The 2702-nt window shown below is 48.0% G+C and carries 3 protein-coding genes; 1 reads left to right on the forward strand and 2 read right to left on the reverse strand.

Annotated elements, in window-relative coordinates; translation table 11 throughout:
- Positions 1-229: 229 nt before the first annotated feature.
- Positions 230-1120: an IS982 family transposase gene (locus AKL11_RS00755; protein WP_067514607.1), complete on the reverse strand. Its 891-nt coding sequence runs from the start codon at positions 1118-1120 to the stop codon at positions 230-232.
- Positions 1121-1313: 193 nt separating this feature from the next.
- Between AKL11_RS00755 and AKL11_RS24935 the strand changes: the two genes are divergently transcribed.
- Complete coding sequence (locus tag AKL11_RS24935) at positions 1314-1502, forward strand: hypothetical protein (RefSeq protein ID WP_157673343.1); 189 nt, start codon at positions 1314-1316, stop codon at positions 1500-1502.
- Positions 1503-1540: 38 nt separating this feature from the next.
- On the opposite strand, the gene AKL11_RS00760 is transcribed toward AKL11_RS24935, so the two are convergent.
- A complete protein-coding gene (locus tag AKL11_RS00760) occupies positions 1541-2626 on the reverse strand; it encodes an IS3 family transposase (protein ID WP_157673401.1) in 1086 nt (361 codons plus the stop codon).
- Positions 2627-2702 lie beyond the last annotated feature (76 nt).

Here is a 2702-nt window from a genome sequence, read left to right on the forward strand (position 1 = left end):
TTAAGTTGAAGAGACTTTACCCGGTGCTGCCAGAATAAGCAGATAACCTGTGGCAAGAATTCTAATTTTTTGAGCCATGGATAAAGCTATAGTTCTATTTTTCCCGAGCAAAGCAGGGAGGTGGGTTACTATGTGTACGCGATGTTCGACTTGCAGATTTTTAACTTTGCATGGAAGTAAGTCCAACTAAAACTTTAAAAGCTGTACCAAAGTGGAGTTTCACTGATTTTTAAGCAGCAGCAATCAGGCTTTCAAACTGAATCGGTGCTTTCCCTGCACTGATATTCAGATATGAACCCATATTGTGTGCCAAAAGCTTCCTGGCTATACGCGAAGTCATATGCCACCTGTCTCGACAACGGCACCTTTCGATTTCAAATTGTTCTGCCAGCTGGCCAATAACTGTTTCAATCCTCCGTCGTACCCGCATGATTACTTTCACAAACGACTTTGGTCTATCATCTTTCATGTTTTTTCTTAGTGGTGTCTGTAGGTCGATACCTAACCCCCGGCAGTCTTCTTTGAACTCTGGTCGTATATACCCTTTGTCACCTAACAAAAGTCCGGCAATGATATCCATCATGTCATAAGCAGCGTCACGCTCATCAATATTAGCGGCAGTCAGCGTAAATCCAACGGGAATACCGCGAGCTTCAACCAGTAGATGTCCCTGAAATCCGTAGAAATGCTTATTCTTTGAGGCACAGTAACCGTAGCCAGCCTCCCCTTTAAAGACTTTGCTTCTGGGCGCTCTTGTCCTTACAGCGACATCAATTGGAAAGCCGTCAATCAGGTGAATATCTGCATTATCAGCATRCATCAACTGAACGAGTCGCTGCTGAAGTTTCTGTTTAACGGCCCATAAGTTAGCGGCCTKCTTGACGAATGTKGACCGTGATGGAATATCAGGAAACAGGTGTCGCCAATGTTGAGCAAAATACTTCCAGATATGCTTATCAGCATGATGTCCAAGCCATTCACCGGTGACCTCCATGGTGATCACTTCACTATCTGAAAGCTTTGGTGGATAACCGCGGCTTCTCAGAGGTAATGGAACGAGTTCTTTGATTAAATCGTCGATCAGGCAGAAGACAGTAGTGATAAACTGTTCAACGGGCATGGCTGGTTTCCTCCTTTGTATCCACTGTTTTTAATAGCAGAAAAGTAGGTCAGTCATGCCTTTTTCAGGTCAGTTTAAAAGTCGAACATCGCGTTATGTGTAAAATTGTCTACTTATTGTAGAAAATCAAAAAACTCAGTTTAGTTGGTGTGACTTTCGCATTCGAATCCGATGTTTGAGAAAGGCTGGTCGATTGACCACACCTTCTTATCAAATGCTGTCGGATGGAGTACTACTCTATAAATTCTTCCACACTGGGTGCTCATCAGCCAGTGGGGGAATTTCTGCCACGGGTGCCACGGGTGCCACGGGTGCCACGGGTGCCACGGGTGCCACGGGTGCCACGGGTGCCACGGGTGCCACGGGCAAGTATTTTGAATAAGGCATATCGGTGTTTGTCAACATAGTTGTCGCCTCAACTCAGGCAGCGTTACTTAGTTGCCCGGCAATACATTTATCAGGATTAAGCCAGACTTCATCCGGTAGATCCCAGTTTCKGGTTGCCCGGCTTCCCCAGCGCTCGGGATGACGTTTTTTCGCCAGCGCATAAACCACTTTCCTGTTATCCATGAGAGTCTCTGTCTCCCCTCGGTGCCTCTGCCCCGGTGTCAGGAACTTGATCCCGCTGTGCCTGYGCTCTTCGTTGTACCATTGGGCAAACCCATGCACCCAGGTACGGGCCGCTGTGAGGTCAGTAAACGGCTTGGAAGGGTAACCAGGCCGGTACTTCAGTGTTCTGAATATCGCTTCAGCGTAAGGGTTATCATCACTGACTCTCGGCCGACTGAAGGAGCTCACTACACCAAGGCTCTGCAAGGTAGACAGCATGGTGCCACCTTTCATGGYACTGCCATTGTCTGAATGTAAGACCAATGGCCTCTCCAGGGCTGATATACCATGGCGCAGACACGCTTTGGTAATCATTTTTGAGGCGTGTTCTGCCGATTCATTTTCATGAACCTCCCAGGTCACAATCATACGACTGTATATATCTATAACCAGATACAGGTAAAAGAATTGGCCACGCACCGGCGAGCGTAGAAAAGTGATATCCCAAGACCAGACCTGATTCGGACCCGTTGCACAGTAAGACGTCGGCTTACGTCGAGCTGGTTTGGCTGCACGCCCGCGGTGCTGCTGTTGCCCGYGTTTATGCATGACTCGATAGAAAGTGCTTTCAGAGCCCAGATAGACACCTTCATCAACGAGAACAGGCACAATCTGGCTCGGTGGTAGACTCTTAAAACGCTCACTATTACAAAAGTCAATGATCGCCTGCTCCTCTGCTTCAGAAAGCTTGTTAACGGGCGCTGGTCGAACAGCATTTTTGCGATTATCAGGCATTACCTCATCACCGTTCACCCAGCGTTGAATCGTTCTTTCTGATAGGCCAATAGCTTCGCAGGCTTTCGACTGCCGAGCCCCGTCTTTCACCGCCTGTTTGATCAGGCTAACTGTATGCTGTCGATCCGGGAGAGAGACTAATCGTCCTCTGCTGTTCCCCAGATCTCTTGGGCCTTTTTTGTGAGCACCAGCAAGGCAGCAGTTTCTGCTAACGCCTTGTCCTTGCGGTTAAGTTCAC

This window comes from Endozoicomonas ascidiicola (genome assembly GCF_001646945.1).
Lineage (GTDB): Bacteria > Pseudomonadota > Gammaproteobacteria > Pseudomonadales > Endozoicomonadaceae > Endozoicomonas > Endozoicomonas ascidiicola.